The 24,288-nt window shown below is 40.3% G+C and carries 23 protein-coding genes and 1 pseudogene; 9 read left to right on the top strand and 15 right to left on the bottom strand.

Annotated features, from left to right (window positions below; all coding sequences use genetic code 11):
* Positions 1-2: 2 nt before the first annotated feature.
* Complete coding sequence (locus A7968_RS07810; protein ID WP_064666028.1) at positions 3-1,220, bottom strand: pyridoxal phosphate-dependent aminotransferase; 1,218 nt, start codon at positions 1,218-1,220, stop codon at positions 3-5.
* Between the two features lie 140 nt (positions 1,221-1,360).
* On the bottom strand, positions 1,361-1,705 hold the full coding sequence (locus A7968_RS07805; protein ID WP_064666027.1) for an Hpt domain-containing protein: 345 nt from the start codon (positions 1,703-1,705) through the stop codon (positions 1,361-1,363).
* Between the two features lie 152 nt (positions 1,706-1,857).
* Here A7968_RS07805 and A7968_RS07800 point away from each other — a divergent pair, with 152 nt between their 5' ends.
* Both A7968_RS07800 and A7968_RS07795 read left to right on the top strand, forming a co-directional pair.
* Positions 1,858-2,463 carry a tRNA-uridine aminocarboxypropyltransferase gene (locus A7968_RS07800; RefSeq protein WP_064666026.1) on the top strand — a complete coding sequence of 202 codons (606 nt, stop codon included), beginning with the start codon at positions 1,858-1,860 and terminating at the stop codon, positions 2,461-2,463.
* Complete coding sequence (locus tag A7968_RS07795; RefSeq protein WP_064666025.1) at positions 2,460-3,242, top strand: CLCA_X family protein; 783 nt, start codon at positions 2,460-2,462, stop codon at positions 3,240-3,242. The genes A7968_RS07800 and A7968_RS07795 overlap by 4 nt, the downstream gene beginning before the upstream one ends.
* Here A7968_RS07795 and A7968_RS07790 read toward each other — a convergent pair.
* The 3 genes from A7968_RS07790 to apbC form a co-directional block, all read right to left on the bottom strand.
* Positions 3,190-5,712: a putative bifunctional diguanylate cyclase/phosphodiesterase gene (locus tag A7968_RS07790; RefSeq protein WP_167542965.1), complete on the bottom strand. Its 2,523-nt coding sequence runs from the start codon at positions 5,710-5,712 to the stop codon at positions 3,190-3,192. The genes A7968_RS07795 and A7968_RS07790 overlap by 53 nt on opposite strands.
* Before the next feature lie 269 nt (positions 5,713-5,981).
* Entirely contained in the window at positions 5,982-6,569 is a 588-nt protein-coding gene (dcd, locus tag A7968_RS07785; RefSeq protein WP_064666023.1) for a dCTP deaminase, read from the bottom strand.
* Positions 6,570-6,572: 3 nt separating this feature from the next.
* Positions 6,573-7,652, bottom strand: coding sequence for an iron-sulfur cluster carrier protein ApbC (gene apbC / locus A7968_RS07780; protein ID WP_064666022.1), 1,080 nt, complete (start codon positions 7,650-7,652; stop codon positions 6,573-6,575).
* 176 nt (positions 7,653-7,828) lie between these two features.
* Here apbC and metG point away from each other — a divergent pair, with 176 nt between their 5' ends.
* Positions 7,829-9,853 (top strand): methionine--tRNA ligase, encoded by a 2,025-nt coding sequence (gene metG, locus A7968_RS07775; protein WP_064666021.1) that lies wholly within the window; start codon positions 7,829-7,831, stop codon positions 9,851-9,853.
* 155 nt (positions 9,854-10,008) lie between these two features.
* Here the strand turns inward: metG and A7968_RS07770 are convergent, their stop codons facing one another.
* Positions 10,009-10,416 carry a hypothetical protein gene (locus A7968_RS07770; protein WP_064666020.1) on the bottom strand — a complete coding sequence of 136 codons (408 nt, stop codon included), beginning with the start codon at positions 10,414-10,416 and terminating at the stop codon, positions 10,009-10,011.
* 300 nt (positions 10,417-10,716) lie between these two features.
* Between A7968_RS07770 and A7968_RS07765 the strand changes: the two genes are divergently transcribed.
* Both A7968_RS07765 and A7968_RS07760 read left to right on the top strand, forming a co-directional pair.
* On the top strand, positions 10,717-11,538 hold the full coding sequence (locus tag A7968_RS07765; protein ID WP_064666019.1) for an AraC family transcriptional regulator: 822 nt from the start codon (positions 10,717-10,719) through the stop codon (positions 11,536-11,538).
* A 16-nt stretch (positions 11,539-11,554) separates the two neighbouring features.
* The gene (locus A7968_RS07760) at positions 11,555-12,151 is read left to right on the top strand and encodes a LysE family translocator (protein WP_064666018.1); all 597 of its coding nucleotides are present in this window, start codon (positions 11,555-11,557) and stop codon (positions 12,149-12,151) included.
* A 747-nt stretch (positions 12,152-12,898) separates the two neighbouring features.
* On the opposite strand, the gene A7968_RS23310 is transcribed toward A7968_RS07760, so the two are convergent.
* Complete coding sequence (locus A7968_RS23310; RefSeq protein WP_167542964.1) at positions 12,899-13,072, bottom strand: hypothetical protein; 174 nt, start codon at positions 13,070-13,072, stop codon at positions 12,899-12,901.
* 2 nt (positions 13,073-13,074) lie between these two features.
* Positions 13,075-13,230 (bottom strand): hypothetical protein, encoded by a 156-nt coding sequence (locus A7968_RS23530; protein ID WP_157586685.1) that lies wholly within the window; start codon positions 13,228-13,230, stop codon positions 13,075-13,077.
* Positions 13,231-13,693: 463 nt separating this feature from the next.
* Here A7968_RS23530 and sbcB point away from each other — a divergent pair, with 463 nt between their 5' ends.
* On the top strand, positions 13,694-15,139 hold the full coding sequence (gene sbcB / locus A7968_RS07755; protein ID WP_064666017.1) for an exodeoxyribonuclease I: 1,446 nt from the start codon (positions 13,694-13,696) through the stop codon (positions 15,137-15,139).
* Positions 15,140-15,214: 75 nt separating this feature from the next.
* Here sbcB and A7968_RS07750 read toward each other — a convergent pair whose 3' ends face one another.
* On the bottom strand, positions 15,215-16,096 hold the full coding sequence (locus A7968_RS07750) for an NAD(P)-dependent oxidoreductase (protein ID WP_064666016.1): 882 nt from the start codon (positions 16,094-16,096) through the stop codon (positions 15,215-15,217).
* Positions 16,097-16,218: 122 nt separating this feature from the next.
* Here A7968_RS07750 and A7968_RS07745 point away from each other — a divergent pair, with 122 nt between their 5' ends.
* The gene (locus A7968_RS07745; RefSeq protein WP_064666015.1) at positions 16,219-16,740 is read left to right on the top strand and encodes a glutathione peroxidase; all 522 of its coding nucleotides are present in this window, start codon (positions 16,219-16,221) and stop codon (positions 16,738-16,740) included.
* Positions 16,706-17,686, top strand: coding sequence for a 2-hydroxyacid dehydrogenase (locus A7968_RS07740; RefSeq protein ID WP_064666324.1), 981 nt, complete (start codon positions 16,706-16,708; stop codon positions 17,684-17,686). Before A7968_RS07745 ends, A7968_RS07740 begins: the two co-directional genes overlap by 35 nt.
* 416 nt (positions 17,687-18,102) lie before the next feature.
* Here the strand turns inward: A7968_RS07740 and A7968_RS07735 are convergent.
* The 5 genes and pseudogenes from A7968_RS07735 to A7968_RS07715 form a co-directional block, all read right to left on the bottom strand.
* Positions 18,103-19,076: pseudogene (locus tag A7968_RS07735) on the bottom strand (transposase).
* A gap of 205 nt (positions 19,077-19,281) precedes the next feature.
* On the bottom strand, positions 19,282-19,629 hold the full coding sequence (locus A7968_RS07730; protein WP_064666014.1) for a hypothetical protein: 348 nt from the start codon (positions 19,627-19,629) through the stop codon (positions 19,282-19,284).
* A gap of 28 nt (positions 19,630-19,657) precedes the next feature.
* Positions 19,658-20,137, bottom strand: a complete 480-nt coding sequence (locus A7968_RS07725; protein WP_064666013.1) for a zinc-ribbon domain containing protein — start codon at positions 20,135-20,137, stop codon at positions 19,658-19,660.
* Positions 20,138-20,142: 5 nt separating this feature from the next.
* Positions 20,143-20,547, bottom strand: coding sequence for a biotin/lipoyl-containing protein (locus tag A7968_RS07720; protein ID WP_064666012.1), 405 nt, complete (start codon positions 20,545-20,547; stop codon positions 20,143-20,145).
* Positions 20,548-20,631: 84 nt separating this feature from the next.
* Complete coding sequence (locus A7968_RS07715) at positions 20,632-21,954, bottom strand: sodium-dependent transporter (protein WP_064666011.1); 1,323 nt, start codon at positions 21,952-21,954, stop codon at positions 20,632-20,634.
* Between the two features lie 152 nt (positions 21,955-22,106).
* On the opposite strand from A7968_RS07715, the gene A7968_RS07710 reads away from it, so the two are divergent.
* Positions 22,107-22,853, top strand: coding sequence for a 4'-phosphopantetheinyl transferase family protein (locus A7968_RS07710; RefSeq protein WP_064666010.1), 747 nt, complete (start codon positions 22,107-22,109; stop codon positions 22,851-22,853).
* Here the strand turns inward: A7968_RS07710 and lysC are convergent.
* Positions 22,830-24,233: a lysine-sensitive aspartokinase 3 gene (lysC, locus tag A7968_RS07705; RefSeq protein ID WP_064666009.1), complete on the bottom strand. Its 1,404-nt coding sequence runs from the start codon at positions 24,231-24,233 to the stop codon at positions 22,830-22,832. The genes A7968_RS07710 and lysC overlap by 24 nt on opposite strands.
* Between the last annotated feature and the right edge of the window lie 55 nt (positions 24,234-24,288).

Raw genomic sequence — 24,288 nt, 5'->3', positions numbered from 1 at the left:
GCTTAGCTTTGTCGATAATTATTAAAGAAGCGCTGCATCTTGCCCATCGCGGTCGATAAATCATCTTTATTTGGTAAAAATACCAACCTAAAGTGATCAGGGCTAGGCCAATTAAATGCCCTACCATGCACAAGTAGTATTTTTTCTGCTTTGAGTAAATCTAGGATCATTTTCTCATCATTTTTGATGTTAAAACGTTCGGTATCCACTTTAGCAAAAGCATATAAAGCCCCTTTTGGTTTGATACATGAGATCCCATCAATGGCATTCAAACCACGCCAAGCAATATCACGTTGTTCATACAAACGACCACCAGGGTTAATCAGATCATCAATTGACTGTACCCCACCCAATGCTTGCTGAATCGCGTATTGCGCTGGCACATTAGCGCATAGCCGCATTGAGGCTAAAATATCTAAGCCTTTGCGCAAATCGTCCATCAACGACGTACGGCCACTGAGCACCATCCAACCCATGCGTAAACCTGCTGCACGATAAGTTTTTGCTAAACCGTTAAAGGTAATTATTGGCACGTCATCACACAGCGCGCCAATGGAGCTATGCGTAATACCATCATATAAAATCTTTTCGTAGATCTCATCGCTTAATAACAATAACTTATGCTCACGCGCTACGTCTATTAACTGTTGTAATAACGCATCATCATAAACCGCACCCGTCGGGTTATTTGGGTTGATCAACACCAACGCTTTAGTTTTTGTGGTGATTTTGCTGCGAATATCAGCAATATCAGGAAACCAATCTTGTTCTTCATCACATAAATAATGAACTGGGTTACCGCCTGCTAATTTCACTGACGCAGTCCATAATGGGTAGTCAGGTGCTGGTATCAACACTTCGTCATCATTATTAAGTAACGCCTGAGTCGTCATTTGAATTAATTCACTGACGCCATTGCCAATATAAATATTGTCGACGTCTAGATTGTATAAACCGCGTTGTTGGTAATGCTGATAAATAGCCACACGGGCTGAGTAGAGGCCTTTCGAGTCACAGTAGCCTTGGGCTGAATAAAGGTTACGAATAATATCGCGGTGCATATCTTCTGGCATATCAAAGCCAAACGCTGCCGGATTACCAATGTTCAATTTTAAAACTTTTTGGCCTTCATCTTCCATTTTGCGAGCCTGCACTAACACCGGCCCACGAATGTCATAACAAACGCCTTGTAATTTATGACTCTTTTTAATTTCTGACATTTTTACCTCTACTAGTGGAACCACTAGATTACCCTAGTAAAGGGACCAAATACTAGTGTATTTAAGGCCTTAAAACTGAAATAAATTCACGTCTAAGTAATATACCCAAACACCTCAAGAAGTGAGCTTCAGTTTGATAGCTAACGGCTTTGCAACCAATCAGTTAACTTTGCTTTTGAGCCCGCAACTTGGCCATCTAACTGCGCTGAGGCCGCAATAGCCTGTGCGGTATTGTCATTATTTAAACTTTGTTCGATTTCTCTTGCTACTTCCGACAAGCTAGTTGCACCAAATTGCGCAGCGTTTGACTTTAAACTGTGAGCATGTCGGCTGGCAACTTGAATATCATTATGAATAGTAGCTAATACTTCCGCGCCTAAGCGTTCAAATTCAGCGCAGCAAAACACCAACGTATCACTAAATTGCTCTCCTAATAATGATTCCATACTTTCCAATGCGCTTTCATCAATGATAATTGAGTTCATTTTTTATCCTTATTTTACTCATGCCACACTAAATTAGTAACTTATGTTAATTGTGTACTTTATCCTTGTCTCGAAAAAAAAACCAACTAATCGTCTCATTCAGCGTATAATTAATAGGTTTTTCAACTAATCACTAATAAATAGATTATTTTATGTCTCGTTCGCTATGTGCTCATTGTAAATTTAGCTTATCAACTTGCCTTTGTGAAGATTTATCAGTGCTTGATAATAAACTTAAAATTATTATTTTACAGGATCCTAACGAAATCAAAGTAAGTAAAAATACAGCGCGCTTATTAACGCTTTGCCTTACCCAGTGTGAACTCATTATTGGCCAGACGCAGGCTGATTTTAGCATTTTGGAAAACTTACCTATTGCATCAACAGCCCTGCTCTACCCTGATGAAGATGCTATGTTATTAGATGATAAGCGTGCTTCAACAAAAACATTTACCAAGCAGTTAAGCCATTTAATTGTGCTTGATGGCACCTGGAAAAAAGCATTTAAACTAATGCAATTAACGCCTGCACTAAACAACTTTAAAAAAGTCAGTTTTGCATCAATTCCACACAATCGCTACCGCATTCGTAAAGCCCCGCGCGCAGATAGCTTGTCGACCTTAGAAGCGGTAGCACATAGTTTAGCGTTAATTGAAAATGCCGATCCAAGCGGTTTATATCAAGTGCTAGAAGCGCTTAACAATAAGCAGACTCAGTTTATGCCTGAGCATGTTAAAGCTCGTTACCAAGCAAAATGACCGCTAATAACCGTTTAAAACGTGGATTTTACCGCCAAGGTCCTGACTACCGCTTTGACGACCAAGTTGATTTTAACGATATTCGTGACACCTTTGGCTTTCGTACTATGGTGGTTGGTAAATGGGTTACTAAAGAAGAGCGCTTTATTAGTGCTAATTTGATCTATGATGCCCTAGCCGATTTAGCGCAAATTCTGCAAGTGCCGCCAAAGGCAATTGGTCTTCGAGGAAAGCTCAATTTTGCCTTTGGTCATGGCGGCCAGCAAAACGTACAAGCCCATTATAATAGCCGAACTCGGACGCTGGCATTGGCAAAAAATGCCGGCGGTGGCGCACTGGCCCATGAATGGTTTCATGCCTTTGATCATCATATTACCGGGCATGTTTTTCCCGCACACTCAAAAAACCATTTTGCATCGAAACTGTGGCTTGAACATCCTATAGAGCCATCCCATTCGCTCAACTTAGCGCTAAATAAGTTTTACCAGAGTGTATTTTTAGGGCCAACAGGTGAAAACGCCAATCACTATGTACAGCAATGTATCGCATTTGATAAACACCATCAGCAATATTATATGAGCATACCTGAAGAGTTAGCCGCACGTAGCTTTGAAGCCTGTATTGCCCAAAATGAGCAAATCATTAATCATTTTTTAGTATCGGGTATCACGAGTTCTGGCCTTATTTACCCTGACAATAACACCTTGACCACCTGCAATCTGGCGCTTAATAATTATTTTTCTCGATTAGGCCAATTGCTCTTTCATCATCGCGTGTGACTAACGAAGTGTTTTCAAGGTTTTTCTCAAGCCACAGCATATAATCAGCAAACGTTAAAGGCCTTGAGAAATAATAGCCTTGGCCAATTTCACAACCGTAGCTTTGTAGTTTATCCATACTTTGGCTGTCTTCAATCCCTTCAGCAACAACATAAGAGCCCAACGATTTTGCTATATCACAGGTGGCGCGACAAATAGTTTGATCATTTTTTGAATACTCGATGTTCATCACAAATTGCTTATCGATTTTTATTTCATCAAAGCCCATTTTGCTCAAATACGCCAGAGATGAATAGCCAGTGCCAAAATCATCTATGGCTATTTTTACACCAATTAAACGGTAATCATTAAGTGCATTCTTTATATCTACACCTTCAAAAAGCGTCGCCGACTCGGTCAGCTCTAGCATTATGTTGCTGGCATTGAGCTTAAATTCATCTAGCAATGTTATAAATAACACAGGCAAGTCTTTACGGAGTAAGTCTTTCGCAGAAATGTTTATAGATACAATATGCTCAGGTAATATTGCGGTGATCTGTTTTTGATAGATCAATGCCTGAGTAATGACCCATTCGGTGAGATCAGAAATGATCCCCGATGATTCAGCAATCGGAATAAATAAATCCGGCGGCACATGCCCCAATTGTGGATGTTCCCAACGTAGTAGTGCTTCACCACCATGTATTTTACCTGTATTTAAGTCAATTTGCGGTTGAAAAAACAAACTCAGCTGGTCAAATTCGATCGCTTCTTTTAAGGCTGATGCAATGGCGATACGGCGCTGTGAAAGAGTCACATTTTCAATATTAAACATATGCCAACGTTCGCCATGCAATGGTTTTACACCTAATGCTTGTAAGCCACGCTGGATCAACTGAGAAGACGTACTTGCATGTAACGGGTAATTCGCCACACCAATATCAACTTTATCAATTAAATGAAGCCGTTCGTGAGTGATACCATCAGCAAACACACTATTGATCACACACACCACCTGCTCTACTTGGCTTAACTCTAGCTTGCCAAGGATCACCACTGCATAAGTACTATCATCAAGTCTGACAATAGAGCGGAATCCTTGTATGTTCGTTTCAACACACAATACATTCATCGATGCTAATTGCTGCGCCAATTTGTTCATGGTCACTTTTATATGCTCATTGACGTGTTCATAACCAAAATTTGCCCGTGCATTCGACAATACTGCGGGTCTAAATAGCAATATAGAATGCGCAGCTGCTAGGTTAACCTGACTATCCAGACATTCTATCAGTAACATTTTATTCGGCAGCTGTGTTTCATCGTCATGGGTGAGGCTATAAGTGAATTGCTTAACTCGTTTACGTTCAAACATAAGCAGCGCCAGCACAAACGCCAACGCATTTAGCACAATTAATAGGTCATTAACTAGGTATAGAGAAGAGCCTGTCACCAAGGTTGCTTGCCAAAAAATTGTTTGTAAAACAACTGCACACCACACAAATAAAAACTCATACGGGATTGCTTGTTTAGTATGACTACGCCAATAAAAAAATAAATAGTTAAGCAGCACAAGCATAAAGCCCAAGCTCAAAGTAATCACAATAAAATGGGCTGATTGCTTCATAAAGCAACTTAATATAGCTATAACACTAAATAAGCTTACATAGCCTACTAACTTATATTGACGTGCTTTTAAAATATTCTGTGATTGTAAGTAATGGATAAAACAAAAACTTATTACCGCCAGCGCTAATACTTGAAATGAAAACTGCAACTTTGCAAACCAAAGGGGTAACTGCTCATAACTAAAGTAATTCAACATCCCTTTCGCTATTAAAAACTCGCCTAAAATACACCCAAAATACGCAAGCAAATAAAGTGAGGTAGTTTGATGAGACAAAATATAAACAGTGGCAGCAATTGAAATACACAGCAGCAACAGGCCGATAATCAATGTAAAGTTTCGCAGTTTAGTATTAATCAACTCAGTAAACTGTTGCTGTGTAGTCAAGCCAATATTGATCCACTCAATATCATTATGGCGAGCAGAAACTACAGCCCAGTGCGCCCTGTCATTGTTATATATTTGATGAGGCAACACTTTATTAATTACAGGATTAATATCATTCTGCTCTGTGCTTAACAGGCTAAAATCATCGTCTAAAGCGTAAAAGTTAATATGTGATAGGTAAGCATTATCAGTATAAATAACGCTTAATGATGACTTTCGGTACTGAGATAAATCAATAATAAACCAATAGTCTTGCTCTGCTTCTATGCGAACATGTGATAAATCAGATTTAATCTTGGTAGTGATTGCATTTTGTAATAACGGTTTTGCCGTTGTAAAGGAGGAATTTGCAGGTACGATCCAGCCTGTCACAGCGGTATCATTTGCAGCTATCGCACACGATGATGCCGCAACACTAAAAAGTACTAGTAAAATATTTATAAAAACTGTTCGCGCGAATGCACTTACCTGAACCACTATCACTCCATGTGCTTTAAACATATATAGCTAATGCGCTTCAAATCCGAATATCTTAGATATTAAAAGCAAATAGGTAACGCTTAATATTAAGTCACTGTTAAGCGCTGAATTCTTTACCTTAATTTAATTTAGCTATAGTACATTGCAAAAAGATACTTAAAGTATGGAAGTATTAAGTGAAATTGCCAGTAATTAACCCAAAGGATATTTTTACCCAATAAAAAGGCCTACCCTAAGGTAAGCCTTTATTTAAAACTGCATTTTAATTAATTGCTGTCGTCGCTGATACGGCTTGCAACGGCACTGGTTTGATCTTTATATTTGGCATCTTTGCGCGTGTTATAGGGGTTTTCAGCAGGTCCTGACATAGTTTCAAAACTCATTGCACCAATTTTCATCATTGGTCTGAGCGCCAACGGCAATTTACCCGAGTTATAGAACTCTAATACGATATTACCAGACCAGCCAGGATCAATTCTATGCGCAGTTACATGCACCATTAAACCTAAACGTGCTAATGACGAACGCCCGTCAAGCCAACCCACAATATCAGCCGGTAGTGTTACTTTTTCATAAGTCATTGCAAGGGCTAGTTCACCTGGGTGTAAAAAGAATGCATCGCCCTCTTTTAGTACGATTTCATCGCTCATTATCGATTCCATCGCTTTATTAAGCTGATCTTTAGGCCCGCTTAAATCAACATACGCTGCGGTATGATCTTGAAATACACGAAACTTATTTCCCAAGCGTAAATCCACAGTTACCCCAGAAATCATTTCATCCGTTGGGCTTGGCTCAATAATAATACGTTGTTGGGCAATATATTCTTTAATATGGGTATCTGATAATCTCATTAGTTAATCATCCGTAATCACGATCTCAACTGAGTCATGATGGGGTTGTTGATAGTAAAGCGTACTGGCAATTAAGCGAGCAGCATCAGCATAAGTTTTACTCACAGTAGCTTGGTTATCCATTGCTATTAATTTGCCTTGCTCTGAGTATTCGCGAATATCAATCGCCAGTGGAATTTTTGACAACACAGGCACACCATGACGCTGAGCTAATTTTATTGCGCCGTCTTTACCAAATACATGATTAGGCTCACCACAGTGTGAGCATAAAAAATGGCTCATGTTTTCAATCAAGCCTAACACCGGCACATTAACTTTATTAAACATGGCAATGCCTTTTTGCGCATCAGCCAATGCTAAATCTTGTGGGGTGGTAACAATCACTGTGCCACTGGCAGGCACTTTTTGGCTCATTGTTAATTGAATATCGCCTGTGCCTGGCGGCATATCTACAATCAGGTAATCAAGCTCGCCCCATGCTGTTTCGTTCAGTAATTGATTAACCGCACCCGAGGCCATTGGCCCGCGCCATACAGTGGCATCATCACTGGGCACTAAAAAACCGATTGATTGTGCTTTAATGCCATTGGCATCAAAAGGCAGTAATTGTTTATCATCGTGTGCCGTAGGCGCCGCGCCGGTTAAGCCCAGTAACATTGGAATAGAGGGACCATAAATATCCGCATCTAAAATCCCAACTTTGCCGCCTTCTGCGCTCAGTGCCCCAGCCAAATTCACAGCTGTGGTTGATTTACCAACCCCGCCCTTGCCAGAGGCGATCAATATGATATGTTTTATAGATTTGAATTTGCATGCATCAGGCAGCTCAACCTTGGCGTTGATCAGCACGGTTTGTTTAAGCTTGTGACTGACAAACTCAGCCACTTGTGGCATTTCAGATAACGCAGCAAATGGCAGCGTTAAATTAAGCAATAGTGAGTTATCATTTTGTGGTTCAATACCATTGATAAATTTTTCATCAATGCCAACTGCAAAAGCGGCACTGCGATACCCTGCTAAAGCATTAAGAATCGGTTGTTTTTGCACCGATTTAGAAGAGAATAGTTTCGACAGTCCAAACATAGCAATAAAATAGTGTTTCTTTGATGAAAATTGCCTCGGAATTATGTAACATTCAGGGCATTAACACCAGTCAATTAATGAAAATCGGCTAACCACTAAGGTGTTTCCTTTAGGTTTGCTGATAATATTATGATTTTCATCCGTTCCCTAACCGGAACCGTCAATTCGGAATGATTATGGCACAGCGAAAGATCCTCATTACCAGCGCATTACCTTATGCCAATGGCCCAACACATTTAGGCCATTTATTGGAATATATTCAAACTGATATTTGGTCACGTTTTCAAAAACTCCAAGGCCACGAAGCATATTATGTTTGCGCCGACGATGCCCACGGCACACCAATAATGTTAAATGCGCAGAAGCAAGGGATCACGCCAGAAGAAATGGTAAAAAATGTCAGTATTGAACGTCAACGCGACTTTGCTGATTTTAATATCAAATTTGATAATTACCACAGCACCCACAGCCAAGAAAATAAAGAACTAAGCGAGCTTATTTATAATCGCCTAAACGATGCCGGTCATATTAAAAAACACACTATTTCACAGTTATTTGACCCTGAAAAAGGCATTTTCTTACCTGATCGTTTTGTAACGGGTACATGCCCTACGTGTAAGTCTGAAGACCAAAATGGCGACAGCTGCGACGCATGTGGTGCAACATACAGCCCAACAGAGCTTATCAACCCTCGCTCTGTAATGTCGGGTGCTGAGCCAATTCTTAAAGATTCTGAGCATTACTTTTTCGATTTACCAGCGTTTGAAGGCATGCTTAAAGAATGGCTGCACTCCGGTACTATTCAACAAGAAATGGCCAACAAGCTAGATGAATGGTTTGCCGATGGCCTACAGCAGTGGGATATCAGCCGTGATGCACCCTACTTTGGTTTTGAAATCCCAGGCGCACCAGGTAAATACTTTTATGTATGGTTAGATGCGCCAATTGGTTACATGGCCAGCTTTAAAAATCTATGCGACAAACAAGACATCGACTTTGATGCATTTTGGCAAGAAGGTTCGGACGCTGAGCTTTACCACTTCATAGGTAAAGACATCATCTATTTCCACAGCTTATTTTGGCCTGCTATGCTTGAAGGCGCAAAATTCAGAAAACCAACCAATGTATTCGCCCACGGTTTTGTCACCGTCAATGGCGCGAAAATGTCTAAATCAAAAGGCACGTTTATTAAAGCGCGTACTTATTTAGACAATCTGGATCCTGAGTTTTTACGTTATTACTACGCAGCAAAACTTAACAGTGGTATTACCGATCTTGATTTAAACCTTGAAGACTTTGCACTGCGCGTAAATTCAGACTTAGTTGGTAAAGTGGTTAATATCGCCAGCCGTTGTGCCGGTTTTATTACTAAAAAGTTTGACGGTAAATTAAGTGACACCATCATGGAGCCACAATTATTAGCTGAATTCCAAGCAGCTACCGACACTGTTGCTCAACACTATGAAAACCGTGACTACAGCCGTGCAATTCGCGAGATCATGGCGCTTGCTGATAAAGCCAACCAATTTATTGATACCGCCGCACCTTGGGTATTGATTAAAGACGAAGCAAAACAAGAAGAAGCGCATCAAGTGTGTTCACTTGGACTTAACTTATTCCGCGTACTAATGACTTATTTAAAGCCAGTATTACCGGGTATGGCGGCCAATGTAGAAGCGTTTTTAAATGATGAGCTATCTTGGCAAGGCGCGCAAACTGCACTTGTTAGCCACCCTATCAATAAATTTCAGCCGTTAATGCAACGTGTAGAAATGGATAAAGTGAACAAAATGGTTGAAGAATCAAAAGAAAGTTTATTAGCAGCAAAAGACAAAATCGACCCAAACAGCCCACTGGCAAAAGAGCCAATTGCCGCTGAAATCGAATTTGATGATTTTGCCAAAGTAGATTTACGGGTAGCTAAAATAGCCAAAGCAGAGCACGTTGAAGGCGCTGACAAACTACTAAAACTTACTCTTGATTTAGGCGGCGAAACACGCCAAGTGTTTGCTGGTATAAAATCAGCTTACGCGCCAGAAGACATCGAAGGCAAATTAACGGTGATGGTCGCCAACTTAAAGCCACGTAAAATGCGCTTTGGCATGTCAGAAGGCATGGTGTTAGCAGCAGGCCCTGGCGGTAAAGAAATCTACATACTCAACCCAGATGATGGTTCAGAGCCAGGCATGCGAGTAATGTAACTTAACGTTTAAACGTTAATCACTAAAAAGCCGTTGTGTTAAACAACGGCTTTTTTGATTGCCCTATAAATCATAACCAATTAAAACGCAAAAACCCATACTGACTAATCAATATGGGTTCTTTGTAATGCTGTTTATAGCTATACAGGAATAACTTATAGAGAAAGGTATTCTTTAGCGCGAGTCAGGTTATGAGAAACCATTGTGCTGTCAGCCATTTTTGACGCTTCGTATAAATCAGACAAGCCAGCAGCATCGTTTTTAGCCATCATGCGTGACACACCACGGTTGCTTAATGCGTAAGATGTAAGCTCACGTACTTTAAGTTTAGACTCACGGCTTTCTTTTAACAGTGCAATTGCTTTAGTACAAATTGCTTCAGCTTGCTCGTAGTTTTTTGATTTAACATTCAACGCACAACTGTTAAACGACTGCTCAACTGGCTGCGGTGCAGTAGCCGTTTCAATAACCATTAATTTATAATCACTGCCACCAGCCATAGCAGCTGCTGAGCAAGTTAGTAATGAGCCAAGTGCGATGGTTTTAATTAGTGTAAGTTTCATGATTATATTCCTATTTACCTATTTGATTATTTGCCTAAGTCGTGTCGTGTTTGTTGGCGACAACTGAACTTTAGAGTGTTAGCTCAATTTCGACAAACGATAAAAATAAACCCGATAGGTGAAGAAAATTAACCTATAGACTTTAGTCTAATGCAAACAAGAAAAGCACTAATAAAAACAAACAATAAAAAATAAGTGATATAACTTAAGCAAAATGAAATTGCGCAATTTTGTTCAAGTTTTTAAATTTTAACCTGCATATACTAAGCGCTATAGATTACTCACTAAAGCAAGGCAGTCATGAATCAATTTCAGTACAGCAACGATAAAACATTAAACCAGTTTACCCTGCTTGATGCGAAGATGACTGACTTTAGCTATTCAAAACACGCCCATGAAGAATATTCTCTAGGTGTAACTTTGCAAGGTCGACAAGACTTTTTCTGTCAGCGGGCGTTTCACAAAAGCCCTACTGGTGGAGTGATAGTATTTAACCCAGAAGACGTTCACGATGGTCACTCAGGTTTAACAGAACATCTTGAATACGTGATGCTCTATGTACACCCAAGTGAATTTGAACCAATGTTTAACGCATTGGGCTACACTAAAAACGCAGCGCCTAGAGTGGCATGCCCTTTATTAAACAACCCTGTATTAGCACAGCAAATTCTAGCCCTTAAACAACTGACACATAGTGGCAATTACACGCGTATTGATGGTGAAGCTGCGCTATTTAATATTGCTCATTCGCTCATAAAGCACACCGGTTGCGCGATTGATCCGCTCAGTATCAGCTCAAAAAAAGACACCCTATTACTTAAGGCCAAAGATTACATCATGGCAAACTTAGCTAATGACATCTCGATTGATGACATTGCAGCTGCCGCGACTATCTCGAAGTATCATTTCATTCGTCTATTTAACCAACAATTTGGCACCACACCACACCAATATGTGTTGAACTGTCGGATCAACCAAGCTCGAAAATACATAGAATCTGGTTTGAGTTCCTCGCGAGTCGCATTAGATGCAGGCTTCGCCGATAACAGTCATTTAAACCGCCACTTCAAACGTATTTTTGGTTTGACGCCCAAGCAATACCAACGACAAATCTCGCGCTAAATTACAAAGGCTCACTATGTTAGAAATATTCGCTTACGCCATTGGTATAATGTATACCCCTGGGCCAATAAATTTGCTCGGCCTGCAAAGTGGTATCAATAATAAAACCACTGCACACTTAGGTTTTTTTGCCGGAGTAGCAAGTGCGATGCTTTTACTATTTTTACTTTTAGGTTATGTAGGAATTGCACTGATCCCAGCAAAAATATTGCCGGTTATAAGTTTTGCGGGATGTTTATATATTCTCTATATCGCGGTGAGGGTAGCTAAAACACCAGTCAACTTTGACAACCAAACCACCAGCACAAAGCCGCTCACCTTTAGTAACGGCCTATTTATGCAACTGCTAAACCCCAAAGCACTAGCGGCAACCTTGCCAATCACCACCATTCAATTCCCAGCAGCGGGCATTGCTGGCAGCAGTATTGTGTTGTGGTCATGTATTCTCGCACTATTAGCATTCGGCGCACCAGCGAGCTACTCACTTGCAGGCAGAGCCATAGGTAAACACATGACAAACGCATACTACTTTAAAATAATAAATTTATTGATGGCCGCATTACTTGTGGTAGTTGCAGCAGATATAGCCATCACGCAAATTTTTATACAGTAATAGCGGCAAAGGAGTTACAGCAGGTTTTACAGCATACTCGCCCTTCCCTGCGCTATAAACGCAAAAAGCCCATATTGAATTAATCAATATGGGCTTTTCTATAAACTGTAAGCCTATAGAGAAAAGTAGTGTTCAGCGCAGATCAGATTATGAAAAACCACCACGCTGCTGGCAACTCGCGTCGCGTCTAATAAACTGAGCGACCGCAATCATGCGTGATACGAACGGTTAATCACTTTTTATGCTGTAAACTCATATACTCTAAATTGTGACTCACTGCTTTTTTGTAAAAGTGCAATTGTTTTAGTGCAAATCGTTTAAACTTATTCATGATCATATTCCTATTAAATTAGTCGCGTTTGTTGCCGACAACTGAACTTTAGAGTATTGGCTCAACGCCTACAAACGATATAAATAAACTCAATAGGTGAATAAAACTAACTCATAGACTTTAGTCTAATGAATAGGTGGTATTAAAAGACCGTAATAAAACCATTTGGGATTGTTTATCTTCATTTTATGCCCGCGATACAACCGCACATGCTCTAAAGCTGGCAGGCAATGGGGCTACAACAGTGCTTCCAGGTATTTTGCATTTGTGATGGTGGGTTTAACGTTTCAACGCTTGGGTTAATGCGGTTGTTTAGGGTGTTGTGGGGGATTAAAAGTAGAGGTGAGATAAGTACTAGCTAGCGCTTATCTCAAAGTTCCTTGCAAAGAAAGCTTCGCTTGTAATACTTTTAAGATTTAATGTTGCGAATTGCCAATTTTAGAAACTAATGCGCCAAGCACCATTAAGTCATTAGCTTTTTCCATGTATTCATCGCTATCTTCATCGAGCTGCTTAAGCTCTGTTGTTTCTTTTTCAATTCTACTTTTAAGGGTACTTTTTATTAGCCTAAGTTCTAATCGTGAAAACATAATTATCCTACATTTTGATTTGGCACACCGATAAAACAAGAAACAGCCATCGAATCTAATTGATTTAACTTATCTAAATACTGGGTTACGGGCATGTCGTATAGGGGTCGAATTGTAAAATGATTTTTACCTAATGAACCTCCATCATCTAACGACACATGCAGTCCTTGCGGCATTTTAGACTTTGCAGGTAATTTCCACCACAACGTACCAAATTTAGGGTTTCTATAATTAAATAGTGATAAGCCCCCCGATTTACTGTCAACAAAGTCAATATCATTCTTTCTTTTGCAGCTCTATTTTGATTGCATCTTCTAAGTTACGAACGGTGCAGCACCATTACCAGTGAATAATGTTGATATTGCCCGACGAGCACCATGTGGTAGGAACTTGGCCGTTTTGTATTTTTCAAATATTAAGACCAGCAATACTTACTTAGCTTAAACTATAAGACTAATATCGTACCACCTCAGTTAAGCTCACTGAGAATATTATGATTAACATCATTTCATCATCGAAACCTATAAACTCCCTCGCCCATATGCCATAATCTAAATAATTCATGAATTTAGTAACTTGGCGGTTTTTCAACCATGCCAAGCTAACTTAAAGGGTTTTTAAATGGCTTATCAAAAGCAAAATCAAGCAACTATTTATTGGCACGATTATGAAACGTGGGGGGCGAGCCCACAAAAGGATAAGCCAAGCCAGTTTGCGGGTATTCGTACCGACCTTGATTTAAACATTATTGGTGAGCCACTGATTGAATATTGTAAACCTGTGGCTGATTACTTGCCTCACCCTGAAGCGTGTTTGATCACAGGTATTACTCCGCAAGTGGCGATGCAAAAAGGCTTAGTTGAAGCTGAGTTTATTGCCAAAATTCATGCAGAATTTAGTGTACCAAATACCTGTGTGGCCGGTTATAACAGTATTCGCTTTGATGATGAAGTAAGCCGTTATAGCTTTTATCGTAACTTTTACGACCCTTACGAGCGCGAATACAAAAATAATAACAGCCGTTGGGATATTATCGATTTAGTGCGTGCTTGTTACGCACTGCGCCCTGAAGGCATTGAATGGCCGTTAAAAGAAGATGGTAGCCCAAGCTTTAAATTGGAGCATTTAACGGTTGCTAACGGCATTGAACACGCTGCGGCACATGATGCGCTAAGCGATGTAACTGCAACCATTGCCCTCGCTAAACTAATCAAAGAAAAACAACCTAAACTGTATAACTTCTTTTTTGGTTTGCGCGGTAAAAAAGCACTCGCGGAATTGGTCGATGTATTTAACATGACGCCGTTGGTGCATACTTCATCACGTATTCCTGCAACCCAAGGCTGCACCAGTTGGATTGCGCCAATGAGCTTTCATCCGACTAATAAAAATGCCGTGGTGTGTTTTAACTTAACCGAAGATCCACAGGTATTACTAGATTTATCAATTGAAGACTTGCGCACTCGCCTTTATACCAAACGCAGTGAGCTAGCTGATGATGAACTGCCGGTAGGTTTAAAGCTGGTACATTTAAACAAGTGCCCTATTTTAGCACCTGCAAAAACCTTATTGCCTGAGAACGCGGCCCGTTTAGGGATTGATCGTGAGCAATGCTTAAAGAACTTGGCAATATTAAAAGCCAATCCGAGTCTTCGCGATAAAGTCACTGAAGTATTTAACGACAGCCCTGATTACGGCAAAACCACTAATACTGATTACATGCTGTATGACGGTTTTACTAGCCATGCAGATAAAGCTAAGTTTGCTATTATCCGTGATGCCAGTCCTGAGCAATTGGCGGGTATGAAGCTTGATTTTGAAGATAAAAAGTTTGATAACTTATTATTTAAGTATCGCGCCCGTAACTGGCCACAATCGCTTAATCAAGATGAGCTCGATCAATGGCGTCAATACTGCCAAAACAAGTTAATGCATGGCGAAGATCAACCGTCGATCAGCGCACAAGATTTTATGATCACTCTTGAGAACCTCGCCCATGAACATGACGATAATGAAAAGAATCTAACGATTCTAAAAGCGCTGTATAACTACGCGCAGAGTATGTAAGCGGTAAGCGGTAAGCGGCTTATTTTAATGAGTGAAGCGCCTTAGTCACTATACATTAAGGCGCTTAATAACAATTTATTTTTTATGTAGTGCTTCAATGCGTGCCAATAAGCTTGAAGTATCATAGCGACCACCACCGAGGGCTTGTACGTCAGCGTAGTACTGGTCAACCGTTGCGGTCATTGGTAAAGTAGCCCCATTGTTTTTTGCTTCATCAAGGGCAATACCTAAATCTTTACGCATCCAATCAACGGCAAAACCAAACTCGTATTCACCTGCCCACATGGTTTTGTAGCGGTTTTCCATTTGCCATGAGCCGGCGGCCCCTTTAGAGATGGTCTCAATTACTTTTTCGCCATCAAGGCCTGCTTGCTTAGCAAAATGTAAACCTTCTGCTAAACCTTGTACTACACCCGCAATACAAATTTGATTAACCATTTTACATAATTGGCCTGAGCCCACTTCACCTAATAATTGGCTAAAACGACTAAATGCAGCCATCACAGGTTGTACTTTAGCAAATACTGCTTCATCACCACCTGCCATTACAGTGAGTACACCATTTTCAGCACCAGCTTGACCACCAGATACAGGTGCATCAATAAAAGCGATATTTTGAAGCGCAGCTTTTGCAGATACTTCTCGAGCAACTTCGGCTGAGGTGGTAGTGTGATCAACTAACACTGTGCCATCAGCCATACCAGCAAGTACGCCGTCTTCGCCATAAACCACTGAACGTAAGTCGTTATCGTTACCTACACACATAAATACGATATCAGCCCCTTTTGCAGCAAGCGCAGGAGTAAGTGCCACTTTGCCCGAGTATTGCTGTGCCCATTGCTCTGCTTTAGCTGTAGTACGGTTATAAACGGTAACTGTATGGCCTGCATTAGCTAAGTGACCCGCCATTGGATAACCCATAACACCTAAACCGATAAACGAAACATTCATTGACATAAAATTGACCTATTTCAGTGGTAACTTAAAAAGATACTTTGATTATCTCAACCGAACAGTAAAAAAGCGAATGAAAAAGTCTTCATTAAATTTCTTCATGGACGGTTCACAGCAGGTACATTATGGATAGCATCTATCAATTTAGCGCCCCACTTTATAACGGCGAGGATTTTTCTCTTAGTCAGTTAAAAGGTAAAACGATTTTAATCGTCAACACCGCCAGTAAATGTAATTTTTCGGTGCAATTAAGTGCACTTGAAAAGCTCTATCAGCAATATAAAGCCCAAGGTTTTATTGTATTGGCCTTTCCGTGTAATCAGTTTGACTATAATGAACCAATAGACAATGCTGATATTAAAGACTTTTACCAGCAACAGTTTAATGTTAGCTTTCCAGTGTTTAGTAAAGTAATGGTGAATGGGCCGGATGCCCACCCATTGTTTAATTACTTAAAAACCCACACCCGAGGAATTGCACAAAACCGTGCTATAAAATGGAATTTTACAAAGTTTCTAATAAACTCTGAGGGACAGTTATCAGTGCGCTATGCACCGCGCACTAAACCCGAAACCTTAAAAATGGTGATAGAGAGTACCCTTAATGACGCAAATAACAATAGCGCTTTTCAGTTCGCAAAAGTATGATCAGGCGTCTTTTGATGCCTGTTTAACTAATCACACAGGCATTACCCTCACCCATTTTGAACAAGCACTCAATGAACAAAGCGCACTATTGTGCCAAGATTTTGATGCTGTATGCGTATTTGTAAATGATGTAGTCAATGAGGCAGTCATAAAACAAATTGCCGCACTTGGCGTAAAATCTATTTTGCTTCGCTGCGCCGGATTTAATAACGTTGATTTAACAGCCGCAGCAGCGCATGGTATTAAAGTATGCCGCGTCCCAGCTTACAGCCCTGAAGCGGTAGCCGAGCACTGTGTGGCATTAATGCTTACTTTAAACCGCAAGACCCATAAAGCGTATAACCGTATTCGTGAAGATAACTTTGATTTAAATGGCTTGCTAGGCTTTAACTTATTCAAAAAAACCATAGGTATTATCGGCTGCGGCAAAATTGGCTTAGCATTAGTAAATATTCTCAATGGCTTTGGTGCTAAGGTATTAGTGTGTGACCCTTATGCAGAGCAAGGTAATTACACAATTTGCGATCTTGATACTTTATTAGCGCAAAGTGATGTGATCTCATTGCACTGCCCGCTTAACGAGCAAACTCATCATTTAATTGATCAGCAAGCCTTTAGTAAAATGAAAAAAGGCGCAATGCTTATTAATACCTCCCGCGGCGCACTTGTTGATAGTAAGGCATGTATTGTTGCATTAAAAAATAAGCAACTCGGTTATTTAGGGCTAGACGTTTACGAGCAAGAATCAGAGTTATTTTTTAAAAACCGCAGCGATGAAATTATGCAAGATGATGTATTTTCACGTTTAGTGAGCTTTCCTAATGTGTTAGTCACCGGGCACCAAGGTTTTTTTACCAAAGAAGCATTAAGCGAAATTGCCCAAACCACATTACAAAACGCCCATGAAATCGCGCATCAACTCCCTTTGAGTAATGAAGTTAAATAAAGAGGGATTAGGTGCTAGATGCTAGAAAAAGTTTAAAACCAAGAGACAAAAAATCAACCTAGTTAGTTTGGCTTAAGCCTGTTAAGTTGCATAAGCTGAAGTAACTTATATCAGCTTTAACACTTTTAACCAATAATTAGAGTTGGCTGGCTGCTATGAGCGATAACCATTCGCTGGCGACAACTAGCGTAGACAGCCACTCTTATTGAACACGACAACTAGCGCAGACAGCCACTCTTATTGAACAAGCAAAACTGTGTCACTAAATTTACTCTTTTAGGCTAAAATATATCTTTTGCTACTTGGTTACTTTCACCTCATCCATTAAATGGGTCATTGTCACTATTAAACCTAAATTACATCCATGACAATAACTGCATGATGCAGTTTTAAATTTTTACTGAGTAGTTTGATTCTCATGCAAGTAACTTTTCACAGTTACTCATATTCGCTCTTCGTTTCCTTCCTAAATTATCACAATAGCTTTCATGTGACGAAGGTCTTCCAACAGCGCCATGGAACACGCGGGTAAATTGCGTTGTGAGTTTTAACCAGTTCTCTGGGCTAATATTGACTCGCTCTAATAAAGGAAGGGATGTGTTTTCAATGTATCCTCGCTTATCTTCTCGCATTACACGGCCCGTTAATTCAACAAGTTCAAGATACGATTTAAGCTCAAACGGGAGTCCTTTTGGCATTCTTTGGCGTGGCATCCCTGCAAAACGTAATAGCTTTTTAGGTTGCTTACCTGTGGTTGCACTTTCAATTCGTTTTTGCACACTGGTATGGATTGATTCTTCTGGCGTGTTGGCTATTTTTGCTCTTATTGGGTTTAAATCAACATAGGCCATACAGGCTGCAAGTGCGGCTTCATCTAATAGAGCTTGTGATTTAAAGCGACCTTCCCAGAATCGGCCTGTGCAGTTATCTTCTTTATTGGCTCTGCGGGCAATATCTTCATTTAACAACCGCATAAACCAGCTAATACTGGATAACCGCTCTCGATATTGCTCAACCGTTTGATTAAAAAAGATGAGCTCTGATTTACTTAATTTTTCACCTTGCAAATACTTTTTCGTCAATAACGTGCCTTTACACAGCTTATGCCAGCGTAGAATAATGGCTTTGTCGTTAAGCCTATTTGCTTTTTATCATCAACATACAACACTAAATGTGTATGATTGCTCATCACTGCATACGCACACACATCAATGCAAAATACCTTAGCCAATGCGAGTAGTTTATCTTCTACCCAGCCTCTGCGGTGCTCATAGGACTGACCTGTAAAACGGTCTTCACCGCATAAAAAAGCACGGCGTACACAGCGTGAAATACAATGATAGTACTTTGTATCAATCAAACTTACTTGACGCTTTCTTGCAATTGCCATGGAACACCCTGTTTGTTTTTCATACTAATTTAAAGTTAGTAAAAAATAGGGGAAATACAAACTTTAGGATGGGTGTCATCTTTGTTTTAATCTTTGTTTTTATCTTTGTTTTTTTTATCTTTGTTTCTCATGAAATCGCCAATCAACTCCCTTTGAGTAATAAAGTTAAATAAGGCCAGGTAAAACTATAAACGAAGGAGCAAAGTCAACTAAGTTGGCTTTGCTTCAATCTTTTAAGTTGCATAAGTCCTAAAATCGAGCCAATCGGAATAAATAACAGCCAAAGATAGGCAAAATATCTACAGAAATGATGAAAAGACTTTGAACTGTTATTTTTTTTAATAAGCCACATACTAAGAAAAAGACCAAATAAAGCAGGAACTATTTGAATTACTGAAATAACCGCACCAGCAGAGAGCTGCGCTGAAATTAATTTAGGATCATTTGTGGGTAACTCTAAAAAAGCACGGCATAAACCCGAACAAAAACTAATCAGTGATAATAGTAAAAAGCTCTGTAATACAAGACTGATTAATTTTAATAATTTATACAAATTAGCTCCCCCGATAAAAAAACCCCGCTTACATTTTACGAATAGCGTTTAGTTTATTTATCTTGTTGATCACACCTAAATCAAACAGTTGCTCCGCTGTAGACTTGAGCAGTTGCGTTTCCTCAAACGTTCTGTGTTCTTTAATGATTAAGTTTGCATAGCTAATTTGCAGCCGGTTTATTGCACGGCTTTTCTTTCTGCATTCAAAGCACTTGATCGCATGTGCATCAATCCAAAACTTTAATTCTTCAAACCAGTATTGCTGCTCCTTAGCAAAAAATATAAATGCTCTATGGCAATCGACACATTGCTCTGCTATATCAACATAGAGTTGCCTTGGATATACACAGTAACTTTGTTTTTCAATTGCTGCGGGGGTCGCCGTCTCAGGAAAGTAACGCAAACTTGCATATCGCCAATGGGCATTATCGATTTCTTGCTTTGTATAACTATTACCAGAGACGATTGGCTCGCTGCCATATTTTGGGTGGTTTACATAATTGGCCATATTAGCTATTTACCCAGCACAAAAAGGATGGCTAAAGCGCCGACTGCTAGCGCAATAATTAAACTTTTATTTAGTTTACTCAACCAAGGAGAAACAATAACGTCATTTTCTGAGTCGTTTACTCGCGGTTGAGGCTGTTGAGCTGTCGGACGTGCTGGCATTTCGCTATCGGCAAGCTGCTTTACAGTCATTACAACTTGCTCAGAGTTAACAGGATCGCCATTTGCAATCGTTATATTCTCAACAATGCCACTGCAGTCGGCCATGACTTCTAAAACGACTTTTTCAGTTTCAACATCAAATAACACATCACCAGCATAAACTAGCTGACCTTCGCTAACATAAAGCTTAGCGATGTCTGCTGTGCGTATTGAGTCTGGAAAGGCCGGTACTTTCACATCTATGTTCATAATTCCTCCTTGGATATAACACTATGTATTAACACTTAAAACTGACGGCTGACGGCTGACGGCTGACGGCTGACGGCTAAACTATCAACCAAAAGCTACATTAGCAAATACAGCGGTCATCAGTACCGGGCATACAAACCGTATGTACTGTGCAAACCAAAAACGCACGCCAGATGATGCTTCATGAAGTTGATTACCTCGGCGCCATAACCAGCCTACTGTAATAAAGTAAAATAAGCCCATTAAAGGTAATTGATACTGAGTAAGTACCATGATCACTAAACCAAATAGCCAATCAAAGTTAACAATTATCAATGATGAGGCAGCAAGTACTGTTAAACTGACCAATAAGGTGGCCTTTTTACGCTCTACTTGATGGTTTTCAACTAAAAAAGCCACCGGTATTTCGGTAGACGATATTGTTGACGTTAAAGAGGCTATCGACATTAATACAAAAAACAATAAACCAACCACTAAGCCAATTTCACCCATGGTATTAAATAACTGCGGTAAAATAGCAAATATCAGTTGCCCTTCCCCAATCAACTTACCGTCGCTAAACACTTGCACACCATTATGTTGTGCTACATAAATAGCTGGAATAATTAATAAGCCCGCTAAAAATGCCACCCCAGTATCAAGTAAAGCAACCGAGGCCGTTAAGCGTGGTAAATTAGCATCAGGCTGCAAATACGAGCCATAAATCATCATGCAGCCCACACCCAGTGACAAAGAAAAGAATGCTTGCCCCATTGCCGCAATAATTAAACCAGGGTCGAGTATTTGGCTAAAGTCTGGCACTAAGTAGGCAGCAAAGCCTTCGTTGGCACCATCAAGCGTTGCTATGTAGGCAATTAAACCGACCAGCAGTACCAGTAACATCGGCATTAAGCGGCGTGACCAGGTTTCAATACCTGATTTCACCCCTTTGAGAATAATGCTGGCAGTCAGTATTAGCATCAATGGCGTAAATATAAAATTACGCGCCACAGAATCCGTTTGTAAAAATTGGCTTAGCTCAGTGAAGCCGAAAAAAGTGCTTATTGGTTCAAGCGCATAAGCCAACATCCAGCCTGCGACGATTGAATAAAAGCTCAACATCACGATAGCGCCCACTAAACCTAAGTAGCCAGCGGCAGCTCCAACATTAGGTGCTTGCTGTTGCCATGCATTTTTAAGGGCTTTAACTGGGTTCGCTTGTGCTTGGTGACCTAAATATAATTCAGTATATAACGCGGGTAAGGCCAGTAAAAAGATAACAATAAAGTAAACCAGTAAAAACGCACCACCGCCATGATTGGCCGCTTGCGTAGGAAACCCCCAAATATTACCTAATCCAACCGCAGCGCCAGAAGCTGCTAAAACAAAGCCAAGGCGGCTTTGAAAACCATCACGCAATTGTGCCATACATCTACAATCTGTTATTATTTTTCATTATTGTGAATTAAACCATATTTCACAGTCACTGAGTAATAAATTTGCCTTGGCTTAATTAACCAGAGCGCAACCGCACAAAATATAAACATATTTGTTCTTTTATCACCTTAATTGTGGATTTTATGCCAGGCTTATTTTTTCAACAGCGATTAGTTATCAACCAGTACCGCGAACACTTACTCAATACAAATACTGTATTGTTATTTGATGCCCAGCAGTTAAATGTTGATGAATTTGATTTACACGCACTTTTAAGCCCTTTTGAGCTGGCGGTAATTACACGGCGCAAAAGTATCAAAGCCAAGCAAGAATATTTAGCTACTCGGCTATTACTTAAGTATTTGGTAAAGCAAAGTTCAGCGCAGTTTAGCCATTTAACCGCAAATCAGATCAGTTCTGAATTTGACGAGCAAAGCAGCAAGTTACTCATTCACATAACCGGCAGCGAAACGGTGTTTAGCAGTTGTTTGTCACACTCGAATGGCTTTGTCGGTGCGGCGCTGAACATAGAGCAGGCTGAGTTTGGTTTTGATATTGAAAAAATAAGTGTACAACGCCCGTTTGTAAAACTCGCTAAGCATTTTTATCATCAAGATGAAGTAAATTTAATTACGCAAAGCCAACAGCAAAGCGCTGAGCGTTTTTTTAGAATTTGGACTTTAAAAGAAGCGCTGGCGAAAGCCACTTCTCGACCCATTGCAAAACTATTAAGCCCCAATGTATTTACTGAGCTGACGCAAGCAAATTTAGCGGCGCTGAGCTGCCAATATAATGAATTTGATATTAGTGTAGTAAGTGACAAGAGCACTGACTGGCAGTGCTCTGTGGTGAATTCTATTTCGCAGTTACGCGGCGTGTTGGGCTTCTAACAAACGGCTGTGAATAGCTTGTACTACTAAGTCCGATTCACTTTGTTCTACCAAAAAGCACAAGTTGTGCTTGCTTGCGCCGTGGCAAATTAGACGGATATTAAAATCACTTAATACCTGCATTAAATTAACTTGCTGCTGACGCAACTGAATTTCAGAACCAATCAGCGCCACTAAGGTTAAATTGTTTTCAACCGATACATGGCAAAACTCTGCAAGTTTGTCTAAACACTCTTGATCAAGCTCAGGACGCGACGCATTAGGTGCATTATCTAACGTAATTGCCACACTGATCTCAGAGGTCGTCACTAAATCAACGGAGATATTAAACTCACTTAAAATTGCAAACACGCGGGCTAAAAAGCCACTCGCCAATAGCATTTCTGGGCTTTTAAGCGTTAATAAAATTTGGTTTTTACGTTGCGTTACCGCACGAATACCTGGTACTTGTGATTTTTCACGTTCGATCCAAGTGCCACCACGCTCTGGTTCACGGCTTGAGCCAACAAAAACACTGATGTGGCTGCGGCTGGCCGGTAAAATAGTCGCCGGGTGTAAAACTTTAGCGCCAAAGGTCGCCATTTCTGCCGCTTCATCAAAACTTAAACGAGCAATCGGCGTGGCTTTTACACATAAACGCGGATCAGTACTAAATATTCCAACTACATCCGTCCAAATATGTACACTCTTAGCGTTTACTGCTTCTGCAAGTAATGCCGCACTGTAATCTGAGCCACCTCGCCCTAAGGTGGTGGTTTGTCCATGCGCGTCACTGCCAATAAAGCCTTGCGTTACTACTACATGTTCTTTTAAAAGTGGCATCAAGTGCTCTTTTGCCGCTGCTGCTGTGGCTGCCACATCTGGTGTTGCTTTAGAAAACTGGCTATCCGTTTTAAGCACTTGGCGTACATCAAAACGTACCGCATCTAAACCATTTAAACGCAGTACTTGGGTAAATAAATACGACGATAAGCGCTCACCAAAGCTTAGTAGCTCATCATGTTGCTGCTTTGTTTTTAATGGCTCGCTCGCCAAGGCTTTAAATGCTTTAATTGTTTCTTCAAAGCCATGGGCTAAATCAGCATCAAGTGAAAGCTCATTTAAAATGGCGTCTTGAATAGCTATTACGCCGGCAATATTTTCAACGCGCTCATCACTTGAAATCTCTTTTTTACACAAGGTAACTAGGTGGTTGGTAACACCTGCACTGGCACTAACCGCCACTACCCGTACATTGTTATCGGCTACAATAATTTCACTGCAACGGCTCATAGCTTCAAAATTAGCGACGCTGGTGCCACCAAATTTTGCTACAACTATCTCTGATTTTTGATTTTTCGCTGACTGTTGCACGTTATTAGCAGCTAATTGGGTATTCATGTCGTCTCCTTTTGTGGCGTTCATACCACGATAAAACAAGAAGAACTTGGCAAGG

Origin of the sequence: Pseudoalteromonas prydzensis (assembly GCF_001661495.1) — a bacterium.
In the GTDB taxonomy this organism is placed as follows: Bacteria; Pseudomonadota; Gammaproteobacteria; order Enterobacterales; family Alteromonadaceae; genus Pseudoalteromonas; species Pseudoalteromonas prydzensis.
Note: the sequence above shows the minus strand (reverse complement) of the source record. Positions and strands in the feature narration are given on the sequence as shown.